Annotated in this window: 4 protein-coding genes and 1 pseudogene; all 5 read right to left on the bottom strand. The window is 60.5% G+C overall.

Going from position 1 to position 4463, the window contains the following annotated elements; translation table 11 throughout:
• The coding region (locus K6T64_RS16310) for a glycosyl hydrolase family 18 protein (protein WP_288011170.1) at positions 1-1082 on the bottom strand (1082 nt) is incomplete at its 3' end.
• Positions 1083-1177: 95 nt separating this feature from the next.
• Positions 1178-1402 (bottom strand): DUF3892 domain-containing protein, encoded by a 225-nt coding sequence (locus tag K6T64_RS16305; protein WP_232059744.1) that lies wholly within the window; start codon positions 1400-1402, stop codon positions 1178-1180.
• A 128-nt stretch (positions 1403-1530) separates the two neighbouring features.
• Positions 1531-2721: an MFS transporter gene (locus K6T64_RS16300; protein WP_100668701.1), complete on the bottom strand. Its 1191-nt coding sequence runs from the start codon at positions 2719-2721 to the stop codon at positions 1531-1533.
• A 180-nt stretch (positions 2722-2901) separates the two neighbouring features.
• Positions 2902-4044 carry a diglucosyl diacylglycerol synthase gene (locus K6T64_RS16295; RefSeq protein ID WP_288011166.1) on the bottom strand — a complete coding sequence of 381 codons (1143 nt, stop codon included), beginning with the start codon at positions 4042-4044 and terminating at the stop codon, positions 2902-2904.
• A gap of 231 nt (positions 4045-4275) precedes the next feature.
• Positions 4276-4463, bottom strand: a pseudogene (locus K6T64_RS16290) (IS607 family element RNA-guided endonuclease TnpB); the annotation flags it as partial.

Raw genomic sequence — 4463 nt, 5'->3', positions numbered from 1 at the left:
AACGGGTAGCCCAGCACCCAATAACTCAGGCCCCGCAATCGATAACTTTTCACCAGGTTGAACTTCGCCTGGGCGCTTCGGGCATCTTCGAACCACACTTCGTGGCCCTGACCCCGGGCGTCCCAATAGCGAAAATAGGGCGACTGGGCGGTCCAGTCGTACTGGATCACGGCACCGTGCTGCACAGCCCGGCGCACCGCTTCCTGGTTGCTGATGGTCTCCGCCTGCATCCCGGGCCGGTGGGGAATCCGCCAATCCCGGGCGTAAATTTGAAAGCCCATCAGAATCTTGTTCCGCGGAATCACCGATACCGCGTAGTCGAGCACACCGCGGATCAGGTTGACGGGGGAGATGGCCCTGGGCGGCCCCAGGCGATAGCCCCATTCATACGTCATGAGCACGACAAAATCGGCGATCCGCCCGTGAGCCGGGTAGTCGTGGGCCTCATACAACAATCCCCGCTGGGCGCCGCTGGTTTTCGGGGCCAGGGACGTGGAGACAAAATAGTTCTCCGCGTGCAGCCTGTTGACCGCCCGCTGGAGGAAGGCGTTGTAGGCCTGACGGTCCGCGGGGAGAACATTTTCGAAATCGATGTTCAGTCCGCGGTAGCCTTTGTTCCTCATCATGGCCACAATGTTGTTGAGCAGGCGGTCCTGCACGGCGGTGCTGCTGAGCACGGCATGGGCCCGGTCCGTCCCCAACTCCCGGGACGTGAAATTGGTGATGGCCATCATCGGCACCACCCGGGTGGCGACGGCAGCCTGAATCAGGGCCGTATCGTCGATCGTCTCTAAAGTGCCATCGCTGCGGATGCGATACGCAAAGGGTGACATGTACGTGAGGTGTCGTCCGTGCCGGCGAACCTCCTGGGCGCCGGCGGGACTGAATTGAAAAGTAAAAGCGTTCACATCGATGGTCGGCTTGGGGCCGGGGGAGGGGGTGGGGATCACCAGCGCCAGGCCGGGGACTAGGCGGTTGGGATCCGGCAATTGGTTCGCAGCGGCGATTTGGTTCAGCGCCACCCCGTATCGGCGGGAAATGCTCCACAGGCTCTCCCCCCGCTGCACCACGTGGATCTGCATGATCGTACCCCTTTTCTCCATGATGGTCTAGGGTACTGTATTCCGCAGACGCCGGGTGCGTGCGCCCAAGGGCGGTCCCCCCGCTGCAGGGCGGCTTACTCGAAAGTGGGCAGGCGGTCGAGGTTATTCTCTGTCGTGCCGTCCGCCTCGCTGCGCAGGATGTCGCGACCGTATCGCTGAACCACATCCACGTGCTCGATCTCCCCTTTTTTCGCCTTCTCCACCGCTTCATCGTATTGGAGAATTTTCCCCGAACTCAACTTCACCGCCACAATGTCGCCGTCCGTGTTCTTTTTCACGGAGATGATCCGTTCTCCCACGAGACCAATCCTCCTTTGGCGAGAAGGAATTTCCGGGGCGTGGCTTGCCATCTCGCAGTGCGAGTGCGGGTCCTGCAGCCTGGCGACCCCGGGTTCACGGATAGTGTGTCCCGTCATTTACCAATCGATCAGGAGCGGCGCCGGCGATCTCGAATTAAATGGGAGAACGGAAAAAGCAGATAAAACACGGCGAGGATGCCGAGCAGGGTTGCGCTCACCACCACAGTCCCGGTTTCGCTGTACAGATCGGCAATCCGTCCGCCGAGAATCGGCCCGATCATCACGCCGATGCCCTCCACGCTGGAGAAGACCCCCCAGCCCAGCCCCTGTTGGTCGTCCGGCACTTGGTAAGAGAGAACAGCATTCCACACCGGGAGCACCGCGGCGTAAGACAGCCCTAAAACGATCGCCACCAATATAGCGGCGCGAAGGCTCCCCACCATGGTCAGGGCGTACAGGGTGAGGGCGAATCCCGCAAAACCGCCCACCAGAAACCATTTTCGCCCTCGGCGGTCCGAGAGCCGTCCCATGGGCACCATGGCGATCACGGCACAGAACCCTCCGGCGAGCAGCACGTAAGAATATTGGCTGTAACTGAGCCCCACGTGGTGGGCGGCGTAACTCGGGAGAATCGGCACCAGCATGCTGGCGGCGGTGGTCTGAAGCATCATGCCCGGCAGAAGGGGCCGCATGGTTCTCAGCCGCAGCCACAGCGCCCGAAACTGGGCGGCGAAAGAGGGGGTTTCCACTTCGGAGATGGTTTGGTCCGCCAGGCGCAGGGAGAGCAGCCATCCCAGCACCCAGAAGGCGACCATCAGCCAGAAAGACAGGTGATATCCCTTATCGAGGAAAAAATTGAGGAGGATCGGGCCGGCCCCAAGCCCCGCCAGCCACAGGGTGTACAAAGCGCCCATTTGTGTCGCCCGGGCGGCGCTGGCTTTCACGGTGCTCAGGGCCACGATCCACACCGGCGAAATGCCGATGCCAAACACCCCGGCCCCGGCGATGACGAGCCAGGCAAAGGGCGCCCCGTACGTCATGAACAGTCCGAACATTGAAATGAGCAGCCCACCGAATACCACTTTTCGGGAGGAAAAACGGTCCAACAAATGACCGAGAAAGCTCTTTGTAAAAGTGTCCATCACGAAATGAGCGGTGACAGCGGCACCGACCGTGGTGACGGACAGCCCCAGCCCGTTTGTCACATATGTGGGCAAAAAAGAACCCAAGTACGCCCCCCGGACCAGTTCCACGAAAAATAACACCATGGATACGGGCAAAAGGCCTTCTGTCATCCCCGCTCGCTTCAATATCTCCATTCGATCCCCTTCCCGACGGCGGCCATTGGCCCGGGGCAGGGCATGGCTGGGCAAGGCTTTTGTCTCTAGGACCGACGCCCTGCTGCCGCCCACATCCTGATGACGCCCCCCGCCCGGGTCCACAGCCCCGACACTTGCCGATGCACCGACACCCTTCGATGAGTCGATGCAAAATGGCGCTCACCGATGGACCGGGGTCATGCGGATCTGCGATTGTATCAAATCTAATGTATCCTTGACGATTGTATCGGCAGCAAAGGGCTTTTGCAAGGCCGCCATCGCCTGTCTCATCTGTCCGAGGCGGCGTTCGTCCCGGAGCAGCGGCCCCACCCGCACCCGAAATTCGTCCATGTCCTTGAAGACGATCACCGCGCCCTTGCCCGCAAGGTACGAAGCGTTCTCCCGCTCCTGCCCCGGAGCGGGCCGAAAAATCAAGGTGGGCAGTTTCATGGCCAGGGCTTCGGACAGGGTGATGGCCCCAGCTTTGGTGATCATCGCCGAGGCCACAGCCATGAATTCGTGGATCTGTTCGACAAAACCGAACACGTGAATGGACGGCTGGTCGGCCAAGGTGGTTTCCAGCACTTTACGTAACGGCTGGTTTTTGCCACACACCACCACAACCTCCAGGTCCGGGTCCTGGGCCAGGATTTTGCAGATCTGCCGGGTGTTCTGAAGCACCCCATAGGCTCCGGCCATCACCAGGACGATTTTCTTCCTCGGGTCAAAATGGTATTTTCCATAGATTGTGTTTCGGTCCACCGGCGTCGCAAAGGACTCGCGGATGGGGATGCCGCTTACCACGACGCGGTCTTCCGGGATCTGCCGCCGGACGAGCCCCTGCTTTAAATCCTCCGTGGCCACGTAATAACGGTCGATCGCCGGGTGAAGCCAGCGCTGATGCAGCGCAAAATCGGTGATCACCGCGGCGAGGGGGATCTCCATGCCCAGTTTTTGCCGCAGCTCCGGCATGGTCGAGACCGGAAACGTGTTAATGACCGCGTCGGGCCGCTCTTCTTTCAAGATCCGCCGCAAAGTCTGTTCCCCGAAGGAGCTGAGCAAGCGGGCAAACATCCCGTCCTGTTCCATATCCCGGGTGGACGTGTACATCCATCCGTAAATCGACGGCGCCACCCCATAACCCATGAGATAGGCGTAGCGCGTGACCTGATTGATCACTGGGTGCGCCTCGGCAAACAAGTCCAACACCCGGACCTTTCGAACACCTTGTTTCTGGAAGCCGTTTCGCAACACCCGGGCCACCTGAAGATGTCCATCGCCAAAACTTCCGGTTAGAATGAGAATGTTTGGCTCTTTTGACACTCCCCACGCCTCCCGTCATCCAAACGGCTGACCCGGGCACCGACTCGTCGGTCGGGCCTGAGCCTTCTTGGGCATGCTTACGCCCGTCTATACCATAGGATGACCGTTTTGCGGGAGATTCGCAAGACCTGCGGAACATGTTCAGTGCGCCCTGGGCGCCCCCAGGGTTTACGCAGAATTGGAGAATGGAACTCGGCCTATGAACCGTTACTTGAAACATATACATCTGTTTCAAGTACCCGTCCCTTGCGGGGCAGGGGCGCCGGTCTTACCCGGTTGCCCGGTGCCGGCTTCCCGTTTCATCGAAGACCGCCCGGCGGGGCCTGGTCTTACATCCTCTCGACGGGCGTTTTTCGTCTCCGGTCCACTCCCGGCGACGGCGGCCGCAAGAGCCGCCAGATTCCGCGCCGCATTCTCGT

Source organism: Kyrpidia sp., from assembly GCF_023512215.1.
GTDB lineage: Bacteria > Bacillota > Bacilli > Kyrpidiales > Kyrpidiaceae > Kyrpidia > Kyrpidia spormannii.
The sequence above is the reverse complement of the archived record's forward strand: the minus strand, read 5'-3'. Positions and strand labels throughout refer to the sequence as shown.